Origin of the sequence: Nonomuraea sp. H19, assembly GCF_052068215.1 — a bacterium.
Taxonomy (GTDB): domain Bacteria; phylum Actinomycetota; class Actinomycetes; order Streptosporangiales; family Streptosporangiaceae; genus Nonomuraea.
Genome location: NZ_JBQHCV010000004.1, coordinates 189866 through 211820, shown reverse-complemented (window position 1 = coordinate 211820; position 21955 = coordinate 189866). Strand labels below are relative to the sequence as shown.

General features: G+C 69.2%; 20 protein-coding genes. 16 read left to right on the top strand and 4 right to left on the bottom strand.

The genetic code is table 11. The features are described from left to right. Nucleotides 1–33 precede the first annotated feature (33 nt). From ACTMTI_RS10300 to ACTMTI_RS10285, 4 genes are all read left to right on the top strand, one after another. Nucleotides 34–711, top strand: a complete 678-nt coding sequence (locus tag ACTMTI_RS10300; protein WP_441119878.1) for a uracil-DNA glycosylase — start codon at nucleotides 34–36, stop codon at nucleotides 709–711. A 10-nt stretch (nucleotides 712–721) separates the two neighbouring features. Further along, nucleotides 722–1042 (top strand): hypothetical protein, encoded by a 321-nt coding sequence (locus ACTMTI_RS10295; protein ID WP_441119876.1) that lies wholly within the window; start codon nucleotides 722–724, stop codon nucleotides 1040–1042. A gap of 354 nt (nucleotides 1043–1396) precedes the next feature. Beyond that, on the top strand, nucleotides 1397–1687 hold the full coding sequence (locus ACTMTI_RS10290) for an MTH1187 family thiamine-binding protein (RefSeq protein ID WP_441119874.1): 291 nt from the start codon (nucleotides 1397–1399) through the stop codon (nucleotides 1685–1687). 154 nt (nucleotides 1688–1841) lie between these two features. After that, a complete protein-coding gene (locus tag ACTMTI_RS10285; protein WP_441119873.1) occupies nucleotides 1842–3437 on the top strand; it encodes an FAD-dependent monooxygenase in 1596 nt (531 codons plus the stop codon). 27 nt (nucleotides 3438–3464) lie between these two features. Here ACTMTI_RS10285 and ACTMTI_RS10280 read toward each other — a convergent pair whose 3' ends face one another. From ACTMTI_RS10280 to glgX, 4 genes are all read right to left on the bottom strand, one after another. Continuing rightward, nucleotides 3465–4448: a hypothetical protein gene (locus ACTMTI_RS10280; protein ID WP_441119872.1), complete on the bottom strand. Its 984-nt coding sequence runs from the start codon at nucleotides 4446–4448 to the stop codon at nucleotides 3465–3467. Between the two features lie 178 nt (nucleotides 4449–4626). Next, nucleotides 4627–6342, bottom strand: a complete 1716-nt coding sequence (treZ, locus tag ACTMTI_RS10275) for a malto-oligosyltrehalose trehalohydrolase (protein WP_441119870.1) — start codon at nucleotides 6340–6342, stop codon at nucleotides 4627–4629. Then, complete coding sequence (gene treY / locus ACTMTI_RS10270) at nucleotides 6332–8479, bottom strand: malto-oligosyltrehalose synthase (RefSeq protein WP_441119868.1); 2148 nt, start codon at nucleotides 8477–8479, stop codon at nucleotides 6332–6334. The genes treZ and treY overlap by 11 nt, the downstream gene beginning before the upstream one ends. Then, a complete protein-coding gene (glgX, locus tag ACTMTI_RS10265) occupies nucleotides 8472–10565 on the bottom strand; it encodes a glycogen debranching protein GlgX (RefSeq protein WP_441119867.1) in 2094 nt (697 codons plus the stop codon). Before glgX ends, treY begins: the two co-directional genes overlap by 8 nt. Before the next feature lie 219 nt (nucleotides 10566–10784). Here glgX and mscL point away from each other — a divergent pair, with 219 nt between their 5' ends. From mscL to ACTMTI_RS10205, 12 genes are all read left to right on the top strand, one after another. Further along, on the top strand, nucleotides 10785–11204 hold the full coding sequence (gene mscL, locus ACTMTI_RS10260; protein ID WP_441119866.1) for a large conductance mechanosensitive channel protein MscL: 420 nt from the start codon (nucleotides 10785–10787) through the stop codon (nucleotides 11202–11204). A 52-nt stretch (nucleotides 11205–11256) separates the two neighbouring features. Further along, complete coding sequence (locus tag ACTMTI_RS10255) at nucleotides 11257–11829, top strand: hypothetical protein (protein WP_441119864.1); 573 nt, start codon at nucleotides 11257–11259, stop codon at nucleotides 11827–11829. 465 nt (nucleotides 11830–12294) lie between these two features. Next, nucleotides 12295–13278: a UDP-glucuronic acid decarboxylase family protein gene (locus tag ACTMTI_RS10250; protein ID WP_441119863.1), complete on the top strand. Its 984-nt coding sequence runs from the start codon at nucleotides 12295–12297 to the stop codon at nucleotides 13276–13278. Between the two features lie 12 nt (nucleotides 13279–13290). Beyond that, complete coding sequence (locus tag ACTMTI_RS10245) at nucleotides 13291–14820, top strand: hypothetical protein (protein WP_441119861.1); 1530 nt, start codon at nucleotides 13291–13293, stop codon at nucleotides 14818–14820. Continuing rightward, a complete protein-coding gene (locus ACTMTI_RS10240) occupies nucleotides 14810–15799 on the top strand; it encodes a GNAT family N-acetyltransferase (RefSeq protein ID WP_441119859.1) in 990 nt (329 codons plus the stop codon). Before ACTMTI_RS10245 ends, ACTMTI_RS10240 begins: the two co-directional genes overlap by 11 nt. 28 nt (nucleotides 15800–15827) lie before the next feature. Beyond that, complete coding sequence (locus ACTMTI_RS10235; protein WP_441119857.1) at nucleotides 15828–16190, top strand: YybH family protein; 363 nt, start codon at nucleotides 15828–15830, stop codon at nucleotides 16188–16190. Beyond that, nucleotides 16191–16970 (top strand): hypothetical protein, encoded by a 780-nt coding sequence (locus ACTMTI_RS10230; RefSeq protein ID WP_441119855.1) that lies wholly within the window; start codon nucleotides 16191–16193, stop codon nucleotides 16968–16970. Then, nucleotides 16967–18325 (top strand): phenylacetate--CoA ligase family protein, encoded by a 1359-nt coding sequence (locus ACTMTI_RS10225; RefSeq protein WP_441119853.1) that lies wholly within the window; start codon nucleotides 16967–16969, stop codon nucleotides 18323–18325. The genes ACTMTI_RS10230 and ACTMTI_RS10225 overlap by 4 nt, the downstream gene beginning before the upstream one ends. Next, nucleotides 18303–19046 carry a HalD/BesD family halogenase gene (locus ACTMTI_RS10220; protein WP_441119851.1) on the top strand — a complete coding sequence of 248 codons (744 nt, stop codon included), beginning with the start codon at nucleotides 18303–18305 and terminating at the stop codon, nucleotides 19044–19046. Before ACTMTI_RS10225 ends, ACTMTI_RS10220 begins: the two co-directional genes overlap by 23 nt. Before the next feature lie 4 nt (nucleotides 19047–19050). Next, nucleotides 19051–20079 carry a glycosyltransferase family 2 protein gene (locus ACTMTI_RS10215; protein ID WP_441119849.1) on the top strand — a complete coding sequence of 343 codons (1029 nt, stop codon included), beginning with the start codon at nucleotides 19051–19053 and terminating at the stop codon, nucleotides 20077–20079. Beyond that, nucleotides 20076–21284, top strand: a complete 1209-nt coding sequence (locus ACTMTI_RS10210) for an ATP-grasp domain-containing protein (RefSeq protein ID WP_441119847.1) — start codon at nucleotides 20076–20078, stop codon at nucleotides 21282–21284. Before ACTMTI_RS10215 ends, ACTMTI_RS10210 begins: the two co-directional genes overlap by 4 nt. Next, nucleotides 21281–21955 (top strand): hypothetical protein, encoded by a 675-nt coding sequence (locus ACTMTI_RS10205; RefSeq protein ID WP_441119845.1) that lies wholly within the window; start codon nucleotides 21281–21283, stop codon nucleotides 21953–21955. Before ACTMTI_RS10210 ends, ACTMTI_RS10205 begins: the two co-directional genes overlap by 4 nt.

The window sequence follows — 21955 nt, the reverse complement described above, 5'->3', positions numbered from 1 at the left end:
AAGCCGTACCAGACCTAGATAAGCTCAACGGCCATGGCCGGTCGTCCCCTGAACGAAGTCGTCGAAGCCGGATGGGCCACAGCGCTGGAGCCCGTCGCCGAGCAGATCTCCCAGATGGGCGAGTTCCTGCGCAAGGAAATCGCCGAAGGCAGGCAATACCTGCCCGCGGGCGCGCATGTGCTCCGCGCGTTCAACCAGCCCTTCGACGAGGTCAAGGTCCTGATCGTGGGCCAAGATCCCTACCCCACACCCGGCCACCCGGTCGGGCTGTCGTTCTCGGTGGCCCCCGAGGTGCGGCCACTGCCGGGCAGCCTGGTCAACATCTACAAGGAGATGGAGACCGATCTCGGCCTCCCCCGGCCGGCCAACGGCGACCTGACGCCGTGGGCCGAGCAGGGCGTGCTGCTGCTCAACAGGGTGCTCACCGTGATGCCCGGCAAGCCCGCCTCGCACCGCGGCAAGGGCTGGGAACAGGTCACCGAGCAGGCCATCCGCGCACTGGTGGCGCGTGACAAGCCGATGGTGGCGATCCTGTGGGGCCGCGACGCGCGCAACCTGGCCCCGATGCTCGGTGACGTGCCGCGCATCGAGTCCGCCCACCCCTCCCCGCTGTCGGCGCGCAGCGGCTTCTTCGGCTCGCGGCCGTTCAGCCGGGCCAATGAGCTGCTCATCCAGCAAGGCACCGCACCTGTCGAGTGGAAGCTGCCCTAAAGTCGTCGCCATGAGTGATGAACCGAAATTCCTGCGCCTCACGGTTGAGCTGACCGTCGAAGTGCTCGACATGGAAGCGTTGCAGGCGGCGGCGCTGGCCGAAATCCGGCATCCCGACGCGGACCTCACCGACGAGGAGCGCACGGAGCAGGCCGAACTGGTCAATACCGACGACACCGGCGCCTCGGCGCTGCAGTGGCTGATCGAGCCGGACCACGTGCTGTCCCTCGTCGACCACATCACGGTGATCGAGCCCCGCGAGGCCGTGCTCGGAGTGGAGCCGTCCGAGGGGCCCAGCGAGGAAGAGGAAGAAGAGCACGACCACGCGTGACGGCATGTTCAGCGGTGGCCACGGCGCTCGGCGGCGTCGTGGCTTTCGCATGTCAGGCTCCCATGTGAGCAGCCCGGCCTGGCACCGGCTCGGGTGCGGCTGCTGATTCCGGCTGGAGCTCACGGAGGCGGGCCGGCAGGCGCTCGGTAAGATCGAAACCCTCCAGGCTCAGGTGAGCGCCGGCATCTTCGGCGGGCTTAGCGTGGAGGATCAGGAGCAGTTGGAGCGGCTCCTGGCCAAGTTCGTGGGCGCGGAGAGCCCGTACTCGCCGTCGCAAGAGGGCACGCGGAGTCCGCGCCCGCCATCCTGAGAGGGCGCGGAGAGTCCGGGCCCTTCGTCGCAAGGGGGCGCGCAGTGATCGTCGCATTCTCCATCACCCCGCTGGGCGTCGGCGAGGGCGTCGCCGAACCCGTCGCCCGCGCCGTCAAGGTGGTCCGCTCCAGCGGACTGCCGAACCGGACGGACGCGATGTTCACCACCGTCGAGGGCGAGTGGGACGAGGTCATGGACGTGGTCAAGCGTGCCGTGGAGGCGGTGGCGGAGGTCGCTCCCCGGGTGAGCCTGGTGCTGAAGGCCGACGTCCGGCCGGGAGTCACGGACGGCATGACGTCCAAGATCGAGTCCCTGGAACGCCACCTCCCGTAACGGATTCCACGTCGGACCCTCGGGCGCACGGGCGCTCGGGGCTGTCGGCCTGCACTCCTCGGACAAGTCGAGATATGTCTTGACTGTCTCGACAGACGCGACATATCTTGTTGTTCGATAACGCGATAGTACGCGTCTTCGGAGGTGGAGAGCAATGGAGCGAGAGCGAGTGCCGGTCCTGGTGGTCGGCGGCGGATACGCGGGGCTGAGCGCGGCCACCCTCCTGGCCTGGCGCGAGGTGCCGGTCATGCTGGTCGAACGGCACCCGGGCACCTCGATCCAGCCCAAGGCGTTCGGCGTCGGCCCGCGAGCCGTCGAGCTGCTGCGCCCCGTGCCCGGCATCGAGCAGACCCTGAGCGACATCTGGGTGGGCATCGGCGACAACATGCGCATCGCGATCGCCAAGGACCTGACCGACCCGAACCCGCACATGATCATGAGCGACGAGCAGGAAGAGTTCGCCTTTCTGGCCGGCGTCACTCCCGCCGCGCCTGTCGGCGCGCCCCAGGCCGAGATCGAGCGCGTGCTGCGGGCCAAGGCCGAGGAGCTGGGCGCCGACCTGCGCTTCTCCACCGAGCTGGTCTCGCTGGAGCAGGATGCGGACGGGGTGACGGCGCGGATCCGCACCGCCGGTGAGGATCGCCTGGTGCGGGCCGACTACGTGGTGGCCGCCGACGGATACCGCAGCTCGCTGCGGCGGCTCCTGGGCGTGCCCACCTCCGGCAAGGGCGAGCTGGGCCAGATGTGCTCGATCATGTTCGACGCGGACCTGTCCGGGCTGGTACGCGAGCGCGAGGTCACCCTCTGGTATCTGCAGAACGACGTCTTCACCGGCGTGATCGTGACCGGCACCGGCGTGGGCGCGCACGTGCTCGGCGTCAACCTCGCCGAGGGCGAGAGCGAGGCCGGCTTCACCACGGAGCGCTGCGTCGAGTCGGTACGGATCGCGATCGGCCGCCCCGACCTGGACGTGCGCATCCTGGACAAGACGACGTTCGCCATGGCGCACATGCTGGCCGACACCTACCGCGCAGGACGGGTGTTCTTCGCCGGGGACGCCGCCCACACCATGCCGCCCACGGGCGGGCAGGGCGGCAGCACGGCGCTCCAGGACGGCTGCGACCTCGCCTGGCGGCTCTGGCTGGTGATCACTGGCCAGGCCGGCCCCGACTTCCTCGACACCTACGACGCCGAGCGCCGCCCGATCGGCACGCTGACGGCCGACGCCCAGCTGGCCAACCTCGGCGTACGCATGCCGCCTGCCGCCCGCGTCGGCTACCCGGAGCCCCTGGAGGACCCGGTGGGCGCCCTCATCGGATATCGCTACCACTCCACCGCCATCCTGGATGAACCCGGCGACGACGGCTCGATCCTGGAGGACCCGCGCGTGCCGAACGGCCGTCCCGGCAGCCGTGCCCCGCACGTGGTGCTCGACTGGGAGGGACAGCGCATCTCGACCATCGACCTGTTCGGCTCCGGTTTCGTGCTGCTGGCCGACAAGGACGGGGGCCAGGTGTGGATGGACGCGGGGCGCCTGGTCAAGGAGCGGCTCGGCGTGCGGCTGACGCGGCTGCTGGTGGACGAGGAGCTGATGGACGTGGATGGACGCTTCCGGGAGCGGTACGGCATCAGCGGGGGCGGCGCCGTACTGGTCCGGCCTGACGGATATGTGGCCTGGCGCACCCAGGAGCCCAGCCAGGACCCGGCGGCCACCCTGGAGCGGGTCATGCGGCAGATCCTCAGCCGCTGACGTGCCTGAAACAGGCACGGCTCCCCCTCAGGCCGCCAGGACTTGCGCCGGGTCCGGCGTGCGGCAACCGATCGACGTCAGCGTGGTGTGCCCGGCTCCCTGAGCAGCGCACAGCCAATCGTTCAGGGAGCCGGTGAAACCCGAGGGCGGCCCGACCTTGAGGCAGGTGATCTGGCCGGTGCCGGGGACGGGGCCGACCTTCAGCCGGCGGATGCTGCCGGTGCGGCCCAACTCGCCGGCGTCGGCGTCATAGGGGGTCAGCTGGACGCCGAACGGCAGGCCGTCGCCGTCGGGCCGGTCCGACGGCTGGATCCGGAGGAAGTCGTCGATCCGGCGTTCGGTGGCGTCCGGATGGGTGGCGACGTCGGTCAGATGGTCGGTGACCAGGCGGTGGGCCACGGTGCGCAGGAGGTTGGTCGCGCACAGGTTGTGGGCGCAGGCGGCGCCGTCGAGGGTGATCTCCGGCAGGGCGAAGCGGCGCAGGCCGCGCGAGGTGACGCGCAGGCAGTCGCACACGGCCGTGTCGGCCGGGTCCCACGGCGGGCAGGTCGCGGCGTCGTGGACCTGGAGGTCCCAGGCCAGCCAGTCGTCGCCGAGCCGGAAGTCCGAGGGCTCGCCCGCGCATCTGCCGCAGGTCAGAATGGCGGAGCCGGTCAGGGGATCGATCAGGACGCCGTCGCATTCGCGGGCCAGCGCCCGGGCCACCGCCCGCGCCACCTGCACGTTGGCGGGGAGCTCGCATGGGGGCGCCGTGGTGGCCACCACGAGGTGCCCCTTCGTACGCCGAAGGCGGCGTCTCTCGTCGTCGGTGAGCGTGGCTCCGACCGGTCTCCACGGGGACGCGTGGTGGGTCACGGACAGGGACCCGCCGCGAATCGCGCTGATCGCGGCCTTCCTGTGCGGCCCTCCGACGCGCCAGGGCACGAATGACCCGACATCGAAGGGCAGGTGCTCCATGGCGACGACGAACGTGGAGGTCAGCGCGCGAGGCAAGGGCAGGACGATCTTCATGAGTGGCCTCCGTGATCCGGATCCCATCGGTTGGTGAGGTCCCGTCGGTTGGTGAGGCACCCAGGATCGGAGAACGCGCGCGGCCGGAGTTGGATGGAACCCGGTTCTGTGGACAACGCCTCAGATCGCGCCGTCCCTGTGGATGAGGCAGCACGCGGTGTTCAGCGTGTGGCGGGATTCAGGACCCGGCGGCGCGGCAGATCGCCATCGACTGCCCAGGTAGCCGCAAACCCTCCGCACCGACCACGACAGGTTCATCGGAGGCCAGCAGCACCGTCTCCGCGGCCACCGGCAACGTCACCGACTCCTGTGCGAAGTTGACGCTCACGGCAAGCGTCCCCCGCCACATGAGCAGCCACTTCCCCAGCGGATCCACCTCCACCCGCACCCGGTCCAGCCGCGGGTCGGACAGCTCGGGCAGCGCCTTGCGCAGCGCGGTCAGGTCGCGGTACCAGCACAGCAGCGACCAGTGCGCCTCCTCCTTCACCTCGCTCCAGTCCAGCTTCGAGCGCAGGAACGTCTCCTCCTCCGACGGATCGGGCGCCTCCCACGCGTACCCGAATCCCTCGAACTCCCGCTCCCTCCGCACCCCCTCGCTCTCGCGCAGCTCCGGTTCCACGTGATCGGAGAAGAACAGGAACGGCGTACGCGCCCCCCACTCCTCGCCCATGAAGAGCATCGGCGTGAACGGCGAGGTCAGCAGCAGGCCGGCGCCGAGTTTGAGCGCCGGGATGGGCAGCCGGTCGCCCGCCGGCCGGTTGCCGATCTGGTCGTGGTTCTGCAGGCAGGCCACCAGCCGGTGGCCGGGCACGCCCGCGAAGGACCGTCCGTGCGCGCGCCCGCGGAAGCTCGAATGGCTCCCGTCGTGCAGCACGCCGCCCGTCAGCACCTTCGCCAGCGCGGACAGGCCGGCGAAGTCCGCGTAGTAGCCGTGGCTCTCCCCGCTCACCGCGCAGTGCAGGGCGTGGTGGACGTCGTCGTTCCACTGGGCGGTCATGCCCAGCCCGCCGGCCTCCAGCGGGCGTACCGTGCGCGGGTCGTTGAGGTCGGACTCGGCGATCAGCGACAGCGGCCGGCCGACCGCGCAGGCCAGCGCGTCGGCCTCCTCCGACAGCTCGGCCAGCAGGTGCTTGGCGCGGCTGTCGTGCAGCGCGTGCACGGCGTCCAGCCGCAGCCCGTCGATGTGGTAGTCGCGCAGCCACTGCATCGCGTTGCCGATGAGGTAACGCCGCACCTCGTCGGAGCCCGGCCCGTCCAGGTTGACCGCGTCGCCCCAGTAACTGCCCTTGAACCCGGCGAAGTACGGCCCGAACGGATGCAGGAAGTTCCCCGACGGCCCCAGATGGTTGTAGACGACGTCCAGGATCACGCCGATCCCGGCCCGATGGCATGCGTCCACGAACGACTTCAGCCCGTCCGGCCCTCCGTACGTCTCGTTGACCGCGTACAGATCCACCCCGTCATACCCCCAGTTCCGCCCGCCGGGAACGGGAGCCACGGGCATGATCTCCACGAAGTCGACGCAGAGTTCGACGAGGTGGGGCAGCTTCTCGATCGCCGCCTGGAACGTCCCCTCAGACGTGAACGTCCCGACGTGCAGCTCGTAGATCACCGCCCCGCGCAGGTCGCGGCCCTTCCAATCGTGGTCGGACCAGGTGAAGCGGGCGTGCTCGTACACGGCGCTCGGGCCGAAGATCCCCTCCGGCTGCCGCCGTGAGCGGGGGTCCGGGTACGGGCCGCCCCCGTCGACCAGGAAGGCGTACGTGGTGCCGTGCCCGGCCCCCGCCACTTCGGCCGACCACCACCCTCCCGCACCGGGAGACATCACCCGGCGCCCGCCCAGGATCTCCACCTCTACTGCCGTGGCCTTCGGTGCCCAGACCTCAAAGATCATGTCTCTCCAGGAGTGAGACCGGATACTGATGGAGCAGGTGTGCCAGCGGGATCCGGCCGGTGTAGAGATCGCCGGTGAGCAGGTCCCGCCATGTCCCCGAGGGCAGCGTTAAGGTCGTGGCGCCCCAGCCCGTCCTGGCCAGGCGCACTGGGAGCCGGGTGGCGACGGCGACAGCCTGCGGCCGGTCGCGGATGTCGGCGGCGTTCCCGCGGGCGAAGGCGATCACGTGCCCGGCCGCCTCCCCTTCCGCCGGCAGCGGCAGGTACGGCGCCGCGCCCCCGAGCCGCCGGCGAAGCCGCAGCGCCTGGGTGGTCACCAGCAGCTTGGCCGCGTCCCAGGAGGTCTCCGGTTTGCGCGGGTACGACACCGGCCGCCGGTTGTCCGGGTCGACGAGCGAGAAGTCGGTGGTCTCGTTGCCCTGGTAGACGTCCGGCACCCCGGGCATCATGAGCTGCACCAGCTTGGCGCCCAGCGAGTTGGACATCGCGAAGGGCTCGATCCGCTCGGTGAACTTCCCGATCGGCAGCCGGACGGCGGCTTCGGCGAAGTCCCGCAGCCCGCGCTCATAGGACGGATCCGGATTTATCCAGGAAATGGTGGTTTTCGCCTCGCGGGCCGCCTTGAGCAGGTAATCCGTGAACCGCTCGGCGGAGATCGGCCACGCGGCCATGAGGTTCTGCCAGGCCAGATAGTCCAGGTGAGGGTCGAAGCGCACGGCGGCCGACCACTGCGACACCGCCGCGGCCCACTCCTCCGGCAGCTCCGAGAGCACCGACAGCCGGGCCCGCACGTCCTCGGAGCGTTTGGTGTCGTGCGTGGACAGCGTGGTCATCGTGTACGGCGGCATCTCGGCACAGAAGTCGTGGAAGTCCTCCACCGAGACCCCGAACGCGTCCGGCTCGCCGCCGACCTCGTTGAGGCAGGCCAGCGGATACCACCGGTAGAGCGCCGTGTCCTCGACGCCCTTGGCCATGACGGGGCCGCACGCCTGCTGGAAGCGCACGATGGCCTCGGCGGAGCCGTACAGGACCTCGCGGACCAGCGGTTGCACGGCGGGCGAGCAGGCCTCGGCGGCCATCTCGACGATCTCGACGGACTCGGGCGGCGGCGGCTCCCCCGGCACCACGTACGCGCGATAGACCGGCATCGCGGCCAGCAGCTCGCGCACCACCGCCGGGTCGCACGAGGTGGCCCTGGCGAGCCGGTGGACCTCGGGACCGAAGAACAGCTCCAGCACCTCCCGCTTGGCCTGCGCCATCACGGGACGATATTCCGGTGGCTGCCCGGTCAGCCCGGTGAACAGCCGGACGAGCGGCTCCCTGCCCGCCGGGTCGACGAAGAGGCCGTTGACGCGGTTGAGCACGTCGTAGCCGGTGGTGCCGTCGCAGGGCCAGTCGCCGGGCAGCCGCTCGGGCCCGATGAGGATCTTCTCGACGACCGTCCAGGTCTCGCCCGCCCGGGCGCGTAGGCGTTCGAGGTAGCCGCGCGGATCGGTCAGCCCGTCGGGGTGGTCCACACGCAGCCCGTCGACCAGCCCCTCGTCGAGCAGCCAGAAGATCACCTCATGCGTGGCGAACAGCACGGAGGGGTCCTCCACGCGCAGCCCGATCAGCGTGGACACGTCGAAGAAGCGCCGGTAGCCCGGCCCCTCACGCCAGTCGACCAGCCGGTAGTGCCCGGGGTGGGGGAAGGCGTGCTCGTGGTAGCGCAGCACGTCGCCGTCGACCACGGGCGGCGTGTCGTCCCCGAGCACCGGCAGCGCGACCTTCCCGCCGGCCCAGTCGATGTCGAACCAGTGCGCGTACGACGAATCCGGCCCGTCCTTCAGCACCGACCAGAACTGGGCGTTGACCGTGTTCATGTGGTTCGGCACGATGTCCACGACGATGCCCAGGTCCTGCGCGGCGAGCTGCTGCGCCATCTCCCGGAAGCCCGCGGCCCCGCCGAACTCCTCCCTGATCCTGGAGTGGTCGGTGACGTCGTAGCCGTGCCGCGACTCCGGCACCGACTGCAGGATCGGCGACAGGTAGACGTGGCTCACGCCGAGGTCGCGCAGGTAGCCGGCGATCTCGGCGACCTGGGCGAAGCCGAAGTCCGGGGTCAGCTGCACCCGATACGTGGACGCCGGCCTAGACACGACGCAGCACCCGTACGCTGCGGCCGGGCACCGCGATCGCCTCGCCGCCGCGGCACATCCGCGCGTCGAGCCTGATCGGCATGGCGGTGTCGATCTCTGTGTGCCACATTTCGCCGAATTCCTTGGGGATCGTGAACTTGATCGTGTCGTGATGGGCGTTGAACAGCAACAGGAACGAGTCGTCCCTGATCGGCCGGCCGCGCCGGTCCGGCTCGGTGATGGCCTCGCCGTTGAGGAAGACGGCCAGGGACTTGGCGTACCCGACGGTCCAGTCCTTGTCGGTCATCTCCTCCCCGGAGGGGGTGAACCAGGCGATGTCGTTCAGCCCGCGTACCGGCTTGCCGTAGAAGAACCTCCTGCGGCGGAACACCGGGTGCTTCTTCCGCAGGGCCGCCAGGCTCTGCGTGAACTCCAGCAGCAGCCAGTTCTGCCGCACGTCCGACCAGTCCACCCAGGTCAGCTCGTTGTCCTGGCAGTAGCCGTTGTTGTTGCCCTTCTGCGTACGGCCCAGCTCGTCGCCGTGCGAGAGCATCGGCACGCCCTGCGACAGGAAGAGCGTGGTGAGGAAGTTGCGTTTCTGCTGCTCGCGCAGCGACTCGACGGCGATGCCCGCGGGCCCCTCCTCACCGCAGTTCCACGACCTGTTGTCGTCGGTGCCGTCGCGGTTGCCCTCCTTGTTGGCCTCGTTGTGCTTGTGGTTGTACGAGACCAGGTCCTGCAGGGTGAAGCCGTCGTGGCAGGTGACGAAGTTGATCGAGGCGGCGGGGCGGCGGCTGTCGTGCTGGTAGAGGTCGCTCGACCCGGTGAACCTGGACGCGAACTCGGGCAGCGTGGCCGGCTGCCCGCGCCACAGGTCCCGGATCGTGTCGCGGTAGCGGCCGTTCCACTCCGTCCAGCGGGACGGGAAGTTCCCGACCTGGTAGCCCCCTGGCCCGACGTCCCACGGCTCGGCGATGAGCTTGACCTGCGACAGCACCGGGTCCTGCTGCACCAGGTCGAAGAACGTGCTCAGCCGGTCCACCTCGTGCAGCTCCCTGGCCAGCGTCGAGGCCAGGTCGAAGCGGAACCCGTCGACATGCATCTCGATGACCCAGTAACGGAGCGAATCCATGATCATCTGAAGGACGTGCGGCGAGCGCATGAGCAGGCTGTTGCCCGTGCCCGTGGTGTCCATGTAGTAGCGCTTGTCGCTCTCGACCAGCCGGTAGTAGCGGGGGTTGTCGATCGCCCTGAACCCCAGCGTGGGCCCCAGATGGTTGCCCTCGGCGGTGTGGTTGTAGACGACGTCGAGGATGACCTCGATGTCCGCCTCGTGCAGCCCTCTCACCATGGCCTTGAACTCCAGCACCTGCCCGCCGCGCTGTCCCTGGCTGGAGTAGCGGTTGTGCGGGGCGAAGAAGCCGATCGAGTTGTAGCCCCAGTAGTTGGACAGGCCGCGCTGCTCCAGGATGTGGTCGGTGACGAACTGGTGCACCGGCATCAGCTCCAGCGCCGTCACGCCGAGCTTGGTCAGGTGGTCGAGGATCTCCGGGTGGTGCAGCGCCGCGTACGTGCCGCGCAGGTGCTTGGGGATCTTCGGATGGCTGATCGTCAGCCCCCGCACGTGGGCCTCGTAGATCACGGTGTCGTGGTACGGCGTCGCGGGCGGCCGGTCGTGGCCCCAGCCGAAGAACGGGTTGATCACGATGGAGCGCGGCACGTACGGGGCCGAGTCGCGGTCGTTGCGCGTGTCCGGCTGGCCGAACCGGTAGCCGTAGACCGCCTCGTCCCAGGTCACGCCGCCCTCGATGGCCATGGCGTACGGATCGAGCAGCAGCTTGTTCGGGTTGCACCGCAGGCCGCGCGCCGGCTCGTAGGGCCCGTGGACGCGGTAGCCGTACCGCTGGCCCGGGCCGATGCCCGGCAGGTAGCCGTGCCAGATGAACCCGTCCACCTCCGTGAGCGGCACCCTGGACTCGACGTTGTCCTCGTCGAACAGGCAGAGCTCGACCTTGTCGGCGACCTCGGTGTAGAGCGAGAAGTTCGTGCCCGCGCCGTCGTACGTGGCCCCGAGCGGATAGGGGTCTCCCGGCCAGATCTCGATCATCGAGGCTCCCTTGCGGTCTCTCCCCATGTTCCGTTCCCCCGCTCTACCGGACAAGCCCGGGCGCCATTGACCACCTTGTTCCCTTCCACGCTCACCGCGTCGTTACTCTCCCCGAATGGGCAGGCCGCCCCCGACGGCGCGGTATCGGAGGCGACCCACTCACACAGCATCGCTCCGCACGGGGTTTGCGGCACGCGTTCCCGGCAATGTGCCGACCTCATGAGTGGCTTCAAACAGTTCTTACTCCGCGGCAACATCGTCGAGCTCGCGGTGGCGGTGATCGTCGGCGCCACCTTCAGCGGGCTGGTACAGGCGCTCGTCACGGATCTGATCACCCCGCTGATCGGCGCGATCACCGGCGGCCGGCAGCCCGACTTCGCCCAATACTCCTTCACGATCAACGGCAGCAGGTTCAAGTACGGCGACTTCCTCAACCACCTGCTCAGCTTCCTGGTGGTCTCAGCCGTCGTGTACTGGCTCGTCGTGACCCCGATGACCCGGCTGATCAGCATGCTCCACCGGGACAAGGCCGCCGCGACCAAGCAATGTCCCGAATGTCTCAGCGACATCCCGGCCGAGGCCCGCCGCTGCGCCAGCTGCACGTCCGAGCTGGTACCGGATTCGGTGAAGCCCAGCTAGGTTGTCGTGCCCCGTGCGCACGGCCGGGGTCCGGGTCAGACAAGATGGACCGATGAGCGTTGAGTTGATGGTCTGGGACGAGCCGGTGCCGATCACCAGGGACCAGGCCCGCGCCACCTATCTGGCGGTCAAGAGGACCGAGCCGGTGACCGGGGACGTGCCTGACGTGGCCAAGGAGCTGCCCGGGAAGGTCACGCTCTATCCGGGACACGTGCTGGTGACGATGGACCTGGACACCATGGACGAGATGTCCGCGCAGGTGTTCACGATCGCGCGGGCACACGGGCTGGTCTGCTACGACCCGCAACGCGACCTGGTGCACAACGTGGCGCCACTGGGCGTCTATGAGGGCATGCAACTGCATTCGGGCGACGGGATGATCGTGCTCGACCCGGACCTGGCCCTGGTGCACGACGTGCTCGGCACGCTGTCCACGCAGAACCCGTTCGTCGCCCTGGTCAACTTCGGCCGGCACTTCCTGCAGGTCTCGCCCGGCTACGAGCTGGAGTACAAAGAGGGCACGCTCATCCGCACGATGGTGCCGGAGCTGGCGGAGGTGCGCCAGGCGTTCAACGAGTACGCCACCGGCGACCGCTCGTTCCTGACCCGCCAAGAGTGGACGTAGCAGGGCGTGCCCCCGCGGCCTGCGGGTCCTCCTTGGCCGCGATGACGCACCGTCCGGCGCTCCACAGCAGAGGGCCCGACGCTGCGTAAACCTTTACGGAAAGCGGTGTCGAGAAACTTATTGTGACATCACGCCCGGAAGCGCAGGCCAGGCTAATTTCGGACGTCCGTTATTGCCATTTCGCCAAAAGTCGTGTGAAGCGGCTTTGTCCTGCCGTGTCCAGATATGACCTTCGCGTCGATAGTTTGTCGTCAAAAAAGATGATTGACGCTGGCGTTGTGAGCGTCATACTCTGCCGGAAGGTTTTACGGGGGATTCTTCGAGCGCTTCGCAAAGCGTCGTCAGCTCATGTCTTTACCACGGGGGACGCACGCCCGATCGGCTGCGTCGTACGAGTAAAGCGGGGGAACATAGCGTGCTGTTCAATGCTGCCGTCAATGCTGGCCAGGACGGCGGGGATGACATATGAGACGCCCCGCTGTGGCCATTACCGGCGGTGCTGGATTTCTCGGCTCTCACCTTTGTGAACGTTTTCTCGGCGAGGGCTACGACATTGTCTGCGTGGACAACTTTCTCACCGGCTCCGTCGCCAATGTCGAACATCTCATGCCCGACGACCACTTCCGCCTCATCCGCACGGACGTGTCCCAGCACCTGGTCGTCCCGGGCGCGCTGGACGCCGTGCTCCACTTCGCCTCGCCCGCCTCACCCACGGACTACCTCCGGCTGCCCATCGACACGCTGCGGGTCGGCTCCAGCGGCACGTTCAACGCCCTTGAGCTGGCCAAGGAGAAGGGCGCCCGGTTCGTCCTGGCCTCCACCTCCGAGACGTACGGCGACCCGCTCGTCCACCCGCAGCCGGAGACCTACTGGGGCAATGTGAACCCGGTCGGCCCGCGCGGCGTCTACGACGAGGCCAAACGCTTCGCCGAGGCCATGACCATGGCCTACCGGCGGGCCTGCGGCGTCGACACCGCGATACTGCGGATCTTCAACACGTTCGGGCCCAGGATGCGGCCCTTCGACGGCCGGGCGATCCCGACGTTCATCAGGCAGTCGCTGCTCCACGAGCCGATCACGGTGTCGGGGGACGGCAGCCAGACCCGGTCCATCTGCTACGTGGACGACCTGATCGAGGGCGTCTTCCGGGTGTTCAACTCCGATATGGACGGCCCGGTCAACATCGGCAACCCGCACGAGATCTCCGTGCTCGCGCTGGCCGAGTGGATCAGGGAGCTCACCGGCTCCACGTCGGAGATCACGTTCGTGCCGCGCCCGCAGGACGATCCCGAGATCCGCCGTCCTGACATCACGCTCGCCAAGACCCGGCTGGGCTGGACGCCGCGCACGCCGATCGAGGAAGGGCTGCGGCAGACCATCGCCTGGTTCCACGAGCACCCGCAGCTTTGGAGCGCCGAGAACCTGGCCGGTGCGGCCTCCGCCTCCTAGGAGCAAGCGCGCATGACCTCTACTGCCGAGGTCGGCTATGCCGACCTGTTCAAACAGGACCGTTCTCATCCACATTGGGCCTACGACTACGCTCAGCGCCTGATCGAGCGGCACGGTCCCGGGCGACGAGTGGTGATCCAGACCAGCATGTCGCCGAGCGGCCGCTTCCACGTCGGCAACTTCCGCGACACGGCGTGCGCCTACCTGATTCACCGGGCGCTGCGCAGGCTCGGGCAGGACTCGCTGATCCTGCTCAGCTTCGACGACTACGACCCCATCCGGCCGAGCCAGGCCGCCCGCCAGCCCGAGCTGGCCGGGTACGGCGCGCGCCCGCTGGGCGCCGCCACCGAGCGCAGCACGCGGATCTGCCGACGCTACATCGCCGAACTGAAGCGCATGGGCATCTGCCCGGCCGAGGCCGACGCCGACGGCCGCACTCCGGCCGACGCCGCCTGGCAGACCCACTACCAGCACGAGCGCTATCTCGCCGGCACCTACGTGCTGCTCCAGAGCCGCTACCTGCGCGGCGCGGGCAAGCTCGGCAAGCTGCTCGGGCAGGCTCCCGAGCACCTGTTCAGCGTCTACTGCGAGCAGTGCGGCCGGGGCACCACGCGCAATCTCGAGCTCGGCCGAGACCGGGTGCGCTACGCCTGCGACTCCTGCGGCGCCCTGACCACCACCCGGCGCATCGAACTGGTGAAGCCGGCATGGGCGCTCGACTGGACGCTGCGCGTCACCCACGAGGGCATCGACTGCGAACCCGCGGGACAGGACCACTGCAGCGCGGGCAGCACGATGGACCGCACCAGGGTGATCTACCGCGAATATCTGCGCGCGCACCAGCCGGTGATCGTGCCGTACGGCCTGGTCCGCCAGTCCGGCGAGCGTGGCAAGATCTCCGGCTCGCGCGGCGGCGGCCTGACGCTCAGCGATCTCATGCGGGTGATGCCGCCCCAGCTGATCCTCTTCCTGTACGGCAGGCCCAACTGCCTGTCCGACTTCCGCATCGGCCTGGACTTCCCCGCCTTCGTCTCGTACTACGACGCCTATGACCGGTTCCTGGCCAAGGCGCGGGCGGGCGACCGGCGGGCCGCCGTGCTCCACGGCCTCATCACCGACGAGGGCGACGAGAACGTCGCGCTGCCCGGGATGCGGCGTGTGCTCGGGCTGCTCCAGAGCTGCTGCTATGACGTCGAGCGCGTCACCGCCATTCTCGGCCCGGCCGCCGCCGAGCGGGTGCGGCACGCCCACGCGTGGCTGGCCTCCCACGGCCCCCGCTGGATCGACCGGACCGCGGCGGCCGCGCCCGAGGGGCTGCTCCCCGACGGAGACCTGCCCGAACGCTGGGACCGCGGGTCGTACAGAACGCTCTATCTGACGCTGTTCGGCACCGAGTCGGGACCACCGCTGAGGCGGCTGACGGAGATCTTCGGCCGGGACGCACTCGTCGCGGCCGTCCGCGCCTACCGCGACCACGGCGAGCGCCCGCTGCGTGCACGGGTGCTCGCCCAGCTCAGGCCGGATGAAGCCGATGCGTGCTGAGATCATCGACCCCACAGTGGAGCCGGTGCCCGCCGACTGGGAGCTCTTCCGCAAGCGGGAGGGCCTGATCGCGGCCTGGCAGGCGGACGCGCTCACCGCCGTCGCCTGGTGCTCCACCCGGCCGGTCCGGCTGGGGGTCGTGCGTGACGGGGGCCAGGTGATCGCCCTGTTCAGCGGGGAGGTCACCAGGTTGCCGCCCAGCAAAGGCAGGTACGCCGACCTGGGGAGGCTGCCGCTGACCGGGTGGTTCAACTGCCGCCTGCTCATCGGCTTCACCAGCGGCTTCGCGTTCGCCACCGAGCTGTCCGCGAAGGGCAGGGCCGCCGCGCTCGACGCGTTCGAGAAGGCGCTCCGGCGCCGGCTGGGCAGGCACTGCCTGGGCATCCTCTACCGGCAGATCACCGACGATCTGCTGCCGATGGTGGGCCGCAGGCTCCGGCCCCGGTTCGCCACCGCGCCCAACACCCTGCTGCGCAACCGCTGGCCCGACATGGACGCGTACTTCGGCGACCTGCCGCGCGACCGGCGGCGCCGGCTACGGAAGATCCACGCCGAGGCCGCCGAGGGAACGCGGGTGCTCGCCGGCGTGAGCGAGATCGACCCCGTACAGGCGAGCGCGCTGGCCCAGGCCACACTGCGCAAGCACGGCCGCTTCGACCCGCCCCTGCCCGCCCGCTACTTCCGTGCGCTCAGTGGCGAGTCCGAGGTGCGCTACTTCGGCCACCTCGACGGGGATCGGCTGCTCGCCTTCGACCTCACCTTCGACGACGGCCGGCGGCTGGTCACCACGGTCACCGGCGCGCTGGAGGTCAGGGACGGCGGCCGCCGCAACCTCTACTTCGACCTCTACTTGCGCGAGATCGCCTACATGATCGAGCACGGCCGCGAAGGGTGTGAGTTCGGCAAGGGCATGGCCGAGCTCAAGCAGCGGTTCGGATGCGAGCTCATCCCCCAATCCGCAGTGATCGCCGCGTGGTGACACACCTGATATCCGAAGGGCACGACTAATGGAGTTCTCACAGGCGCTCGACGCGCATCTGAAGGCCATCGAGGCACGCGACCTGGACACGTTTCTGGAAACCCTCCACCAGGACGCCACGCTGATCCTGCCGAACGGCACGCTTCTCCGCGGCAAGGACGCGATCGCCGAGTTCCACGCGAGCTGGTTCGGCGACCCCGACTGGTCCATGCGGACCGAGACGGTGCGGACGGAGACGGCGGGGGATTCCGCGTTCGTGGTGCTGTCGGTGGTGTACGACGACCTGGATCCGGAGGGGAAGCCGTACCAGAAGACGTACTACCTGACCCTCTACTTCGCGCGGGCCGGCGAGCGGTGGCTGCTGGTCCACGACCAGAACACGTTCTGCTGAATGAGCGCGCGGAGATTCTCGCAACGGGCCTGGGACCAGCGGTTCCAGGCAGCGGTGGCGCGGGCGTTCGCGACCGTGCCGTACTACCGCGAGATGTGGGCGGAGGCGGGCGCCCCGCTGGAGGAGCCGGTGGTGACGCCGGTGGCGCGACTGGACGCTGTGCTGGACAGGCTCTACCCGCTGGCCAGGCCGTACGAGCGGCAGCGGGAGGAGCCCGGCTGGACCGGCGAGCCGGGCGAGCTGATGGAGGCGCTGAAGCTGACCGGCGACTACCGGGGCGAGCCGCTGTTCGAGGTGCGCAGGGCCCTGCTGGACTGGGAGCGGATCGGCAGGGCGCGCTACCACGTCGTGCTCGGCGCGGACGCGGAGGTCGCGGACCCCGAGCTGCGAGCGGCCGGCGTGCGGGCCTTCCACGCCGCCCGCGAACCCGCGCTGTTGGGCGATCCGGCCCAGATCGCCGCGCTGCCCGCCCATCCCGGCCGGGCGCGCGTGTTCCTCCGCCGGTCCCTGACGGACCTCGGCACCCGCGACTCCCGGCATGGAGAGGTCGTGCATGACCCACGCCTCGGCTATCTCGGAGGCCGCTACCGGACCTGCGGGCACGTGCACCTGAACTGGCGGCGCGTCCACGCCCGCCAGAGTCCGTCGGGCCCCCTGCTCACCCTGCTGCGGCGGCGCCGGCCGACGCTGGCGGGCATCTCGGTGCCCGGCACCGCCCACCTCGGCGTGCAGCACTGCCCCGAGCACGGCACGCCCATCTTGCGCGAGGTGGCATCGTGAGCAGGCTGCGCTCCTCGGTCAACCTCGTGCCGGTCGCCTACCACCTGGCCCGCGTCCGCCGGCAGGAACGCCTCGAGCATGCGGCGCAGCAGCGGCTCCAAGCCCAGCGGCTGGGCGCCCTCGTACGGTACGCCTACGCCCGCGTCCCCTACTACCGGCGCGTGTTCGACCGCGCCCGCGTCGAGAGCCTGCGCACCGCACACGACCTGGCCGGATTCCCGGTCCTGGACCGCATGGACGTGCACAACGGCGGGACTGACCTGCTCGCGGCCGGATTCACCGCCGCCAACACCCGCGCCGCCACGACCAGCGGCTCCTCCGGCATCCCGGCCACGATCCGCAACTCCGAGCGCGACCTGGGGTATCTGCGCGCCACCTACTTGCAGGACATGCTCGCCACGGGGCTGCGGCCCACCGACAGGATCGCCTACTTCCGGGTCAGCTCGTTTCTGCGCCATCCGCTCGAACGCCTGGGTGTGGGGCGGAGCTTCCACGTCCCCACCGACCGGCCGCTGGACGAGCAGGTGGAGGCCTTCCTGGCGGCCCGGCCCACGTACCTCATGGGGCTGCCCAACATCATCGCCAGTGTGGTGGACGAGCTGCGGCGGCGCGGCATCGCCTACGACGGCGTCAGGACCGTGATGTTCGGGGGAGAACGGCTCACCCCGGCCGCTCGCGCGTACATCCTCGACTACTTCGGGGCCACCCATCACGAGGTTTACGCCTGCGTCGAGACGTTCACCATCGCCCGTACCTGCCCGGCCGGCAACCTGCACCTGCGCACGTCCGACCTGGTCGTCGAGGTCGAACACGAGGACGGCGGCGTCTCGGTCGAGGACGGCGAGGGCGAGATCCTCATCACCAGGCTGCGCGGCCGGGCCATGCCGCTGATCCGCTACCGGCTCGGCGACCGGGTGCGGATCACCGCCGGCGACTGCCGCTGCGGCACGACCGGGACGCCGATCGTGCGCGAGGTGCTGGGCCGCAGCCAGGACCGCATCGCCGCCGCCGACGGCAGGCGTTACTACGGCGATTTCCTCACCTACGTCGTCCAGGAGTTTCCCGAGGTGATCCGGATGCAGCTGCTCCAGCACCGGCCGGGGACGATCGAGGTGGTGGTCGTGCTGGCCGCGGGCGCCCGCGGCGGCGTCACGGCCGACATCACGGACGCCCTCCGCCGCAAGGCGCCCGACCTGGAGATCGCTGTGCGGCAGGCGCCGCGGATCCTCCCGGAGGCCAACGGCAAGGTCAAGATCGTGAAAGTACTCGATGCCTCCGGAGATCGCGTGCTTTCCGCTGGTTCACCCCTTCACAGAGAAAGGCACACGTCAGATGTCGTTGAAGGAATCGATTGACCAGCGTCTCGCCGAGCACCTGAAGACGGCGTACGCGGACGACCACGTCGTACGCAAGCTGTCGCAGCACTACCGGCGCGAGGGCTACGTGAAGCTGCCCGGGCTGGTCCCGCAGTCGCTGTTCCAAGAGACCAGCGACGAGGTGCACCGGCTGCTCGATCTGCATGAGAAGCGGATCGACATCCATCTCGCGGAGACCGGCAACTCACCCCGCTACATGAGCACGATCAGCCAGCAGGCCATCGCCAAGGACAGCGAGCTGATCCCGGCCATCTACGAGTCGCAGGCGCTCATGGACTTCCTGTCGCGGCTGGCGGCCCAGCCGGTCGTGCAGTGCCCGTGGGAGGAGGAGAAGTACATCGCCATCCGCCAGCACAAGAAGGGCGACACCCACGGCTGGCACTGGGGCGACTTCAGCTTCACGGTGATCTGGATCATCGAGGCGCCCGAGGCCAAGTACGGCGGTCAGCTTCAGACCATCCCGCACACCGACTGGAACAAGGCGGACCCGCGCGTCGAGGAGTACCTCCAGGAGCACCCCATCAAGACGTGGGGGCACGTCACCGGCGACCTGTACTTCCTGCGCTCGGACACCACTCTGCACCGCACGATCCCGCTGAACGCCGACAGGACCCGCATCATCCTCAACACCTGCTGGGGCAGTGAGTCGGACGCCAAGAAGGAGGCCACTCACGAGACCATGCAGGCGATGTTCGACTGACGCGATGTCGGACACCATGCCCCCGACGGGCGCGCATGCGGGCACGGTCCGCATGCCGCCCCTCGGCATCACCGCGATGATCCCGTGCTACAACGAGATCGACTGCGTCGAGCGCGCCTACCAGGAGATCCGGGCCGAGCTCGAGAGGTACGAAGACGTCGAGCTGCTGTTCATCGACGACGGCAGCACCGACGGGACGCTGGACGCGATCAAGCGCTTCGCGGCCGCGGAACCGCGGGTGAAATACCTCTCCTTCGCCAGGAACTTCGGCCTGGAGGCGGCCTTCTCCGCCGGATTCAAGTACGCGTCCAAGCCGTGGACGGTGCAGTTCGACGCGGACCTGCAGTCGCCTCCGCACGAGCTGCACCGCCTGGTGGAGAAGGCGCTCGAGGGGTACGACGTGGTCTTCGCCGTGCGCGAGAACCGCCAGGACCGGTGGTACCGGCGCCTCGGCACCTGGGCGCACCAGATGATCGCCCAGCGCTGGCTCGGGATCGAGCTGCCGACCGGCGCGTCGGTGTTCAGGCTCGTCAGGACCAGCGTGGCGCGGAAGGTGGCGGACAGCAGGCTGTCCACGCCGTACTTCATCGCCACCATCCCGCTGATCGGCGCTCGCTACACCACGCTGCGCACCACGCACCGGCCGCGGGTGGGCGGCACCGGCAAGTGGAATCTGCGCAAGCTGTTCTCGCACGCCATCGAGCTGTTCGTCGGGTTCTCGTTCCGGCCGCTGACCTGGCTGATCGGCCTGGCCGGGGCGGTGGTGGCGGGGAGCGTGGCGATCCTGGCGCTGGCGCTCTCCGGGCAGATCGGCCTCTACCTGATCGGCGTGGCGAGTCTGGTCACCGCCCTGGTCACGCTCGTCCTGCTGGCGCTGGTGGCGCGCTATCTCGTACGCGTGATGCGCGTGCAGGCGATCAGCGTGCCGCGCTATCAGATCCGCGAGGCCAACATCCCGATTCGCGCGGATGAGGCCCTGTACGGCTATGAGACCCCCTTTGTCGTCGCCGAAGTCTGGGAGAACGCCAGTTGAGAAACCTCATCGTGCTCGGCGGGGGCGAGGATCAGATCCCCGCCTACCGGGAGGGCCGCAGGCTCGGCTACCGGGTGATCGGCGTGGATCAGCGCCCCGACGCGCTCGGCGCCGCCGAGGCCGACCAGTTCCTCTGCATGACCAGCAGAGATCCAGAGGGCATCGCCCGCGCCTTGGGCCCGATCGACGTCGCGGCCGTCATCTCCCCGGCCAGCGACGCGGCCCAGGAGTCGGTGGCCGAGCTGAGCCGGATCTACCGCACCGCCCACAGAACCGCGCCCGGCGCGCTGCGGTGCTCCGTGGACAAGGGCTACTTCCGCGAGGTGATCGACCGGCTGGGGTTGCCCGCGTACCGCTATGCGCAGCACAACAGCGTCGAGGAGCTGACCAGGGCGGCTGCTGAGCTGGGCTACCCGCTGATCGTCAAACCGGCCGACTCGTCGGGCAGCAAGGGCATCACCGTGCTGGACGGCCCGGCCAACCTGGTGGGCGCGATCGAGCACGCCTGGAAACACTCCTTCTCCCGGCAGGTGATCCTGGAGGAGCTGATCGAGGGCCGGCACGGCGCGGTGGAGTCGTTCTTCGCCGATGGCCGCCTGGCGTTCATGGCGGTCACCGACCGCATCATCACCGGCCCGCCCGCGATGATCAGCCTGGCCCATGTGGTGCCCGCCGACCTCGACGAGTCCGCGCACGCGCGGCTGAGCGAGGCCGTCACCGCCATCTGCGCCGAGGTCGGCCACCGGCAGGGCCCGGTCAACTTCGACCTCGTGCTCACGCCGGGCGGCGACCTCTACTTCATTGAGATGGGCGCCCGGCTGGGCGGCAACGGCATGCCGCTGATGGTGCGGCACGCGTTCGGACTGAACACGGTCGAGGCGGCCATCCGGCTGGCGCTGGGCGAGCCGCTGACCATCGACGTCACGCACCGGCGCACCGCCGCGCTGCGCATCCTCGCCGCGGCGTCCGACGGCGTGCTCACCGCCGTCGAGGGGCTGGACGCGCTCAAGCGGATTCCTGAGGTGGCGGACGTGCAGGTGTTCAAGGCGCCCGGTGACCACGTGCGCGCCTACACGCAGGCCGGGAACAAGCTCGGCTACCTGGTCATGGTCTCCGACACGCGGAAGCAGCTCGAGGACGCGCTCGACCGGGCCCTGCGCACTCTTCGATTCGAGATCGAGCCCGATGTGAAAGGTTCAGCATGACTCCCCGTAAGCCGCTCGGCTTCGTGATATTCGCCGCGCTGGCGGTCGCCGCCGCGGCGTTCGTGTGGTTCGGCCTGCCCCACGACCGGGAGGTGAAGTCGCTGGGGATCTTCCTGGTGAAGCTGCTGCCGTTCGTCTTCGCCACCGAGGCCATCGCCAGGCTCGACGTGGAGTGGGCCAAGCGGATCAGGCTCGTGCTCTTCCTGGTGCCGCCGGCCTTCCTGCTGTATTTCCTCTACTTCGTCCCGAAGATCTTCTTCTTCGGCGGGGTGGAGGCCGGCACGAGGGAGGCGTACTACGGGCTGTACTACCACGTGCTCACGGTGACGCCGTTCCTCATCCTGTCGATGGTGCTGGCCTTCCGGCTGGGCGGCGGCACGGCGGCGCTGGTGCGCAGGCTGGCCTTCGGCATGCTGCTGCTGATGCTGTCGGGGCTGGAGGACCTCGCCTTCCTCACCGTCAACGACCACACCGACCCCGCCTACGCCACCATTCCCGAAGTGTGGGACTGGGCCTCGCACATGACCGTGTTCCTCGGCCACCCTCCGACCAAGTACGAGGCGTACGCGTTCATCGTGGTCCACGTGGTGCTCGCGCTGGCGGTGTTCTTCAGCCCGCAGCGCTGGTGGGACGCGCTCAAGGTGCGCTTCGTCCGAACCGAGAGCGCGTAG

Bases quoted from the DNA above. Each gene is read 5' to 3' on its own strand.
- ACTMTI_RS10300 (WP_441119878.1), top strand. From the start codon at position 34: ATGGCCGGTCGTCCCCTGAACGAAGTCGTCGAAGCCGGATGGGCCACA.
- ACTMTI_RS10295 (WP_441119876.1), top strand. From the start codon at position 722: ATGAGTGATGAACCGAAATTCCTGCGCCTCACGGTTGAGCTGACCGTC.
- ACTMTI_RS10285 (WP_441119873.1), top strand. From the start codon at position 1,842: ATGGAGCGAGAGCGAGTGCCGGTCCTGGTGGTCGGCGGCGGATACGCG.
- ACTMTI_RS10280 (WP_441119872.1), bottom strand. From the start codon at position 4,448: ATGAAGATCGTCCTGCCCTTGCCTCGCGCGCTGACCTCCACGTTCGTC.
- treZ (WP_441119870.1), bottom strand. From the start codon at position 6,342: ATGATCTTTGAGGTCTGGGCACCGAAGGCCACGGCAGTAGAGGTGGAG.
- glgX (WP_441119867.1), bottom strand. From the start codon at position 10,565: ATGATCGAGATCTGGCCGGGAGACCCCTATCCGCTCGGGGCCACGTAC.
- mscL (WP_441119866.1), top strand. From the start codon at position 10,785: ATGAGTGGCTTCAAACAGTTCTTACTCCGCGGCAACATCGTCGAGCTC.
- ACTMTI_RS10255 (WP_441119864.1), top strand. From the start codon at position 11,257: ATGAGCGTTGAGTTGATGGTCTGGGACGAGCCGGTGCCGATCACCAGG.
- ACTMTI_RS10250 (WP_441119863.1), top strand. From the start codon at position 12,295: ATGAGACGCCCCGCTGTGGCCATTACCGGCGGTGCTGGATTTCTCGGC.
- ACTMTI_RS10245 (WP_441119861.1), top strand. From the start codon at position 13,291: ATGACCTCTACTGCCGAGGTCGGCTATGCCGACCTGTTCAAACAGGAC.
- ACTMTI_RS10240 (WP_441119859.1), top strand. From the start codon at position 14,810: ATGCGTGCTGAGATCATCGACCCCACAGTGGAGCCGGTGCCCGCCGAC.
- ACTMTI_RS10235 (WP_441119857.1), top strand. From the start codon at position 15,828: ATGGAGTTCTCACAGGCGCTCGACGCGCATCTGAAGGCCATCGAGGCA.
- ACTMTI_RS10230 (WP_441119855.1), top strand. From the start codon at position 16,191: ATGAGCGCGCGGAGATTCTCGCAACGGGCCTGGGACCAGCGGTTCCAG.
- ACTMTI_RS10220 (WP_441119851.1), top strand. From the start codon at position 18,303: ATGTCGTTGAAGGAATCGATTGACCAGCGTCTCGCCGAGCACCTGAAG.
- ACTMTI_RS10215 (WP_441119849.1), top strand. From the start codon at position 19,051: ATGTCGGACACCATGCCCCCGACGGGCGCGCATGCGGGCACGGTCCGC.
- ACTMTI_RS10205 (WP_441119845.1), top strand. From the start codon at position 21,281: ATGACTCCCCGTAAGCCGCTCGGCTTCGTGATATTCGCCGCGCTGGCG.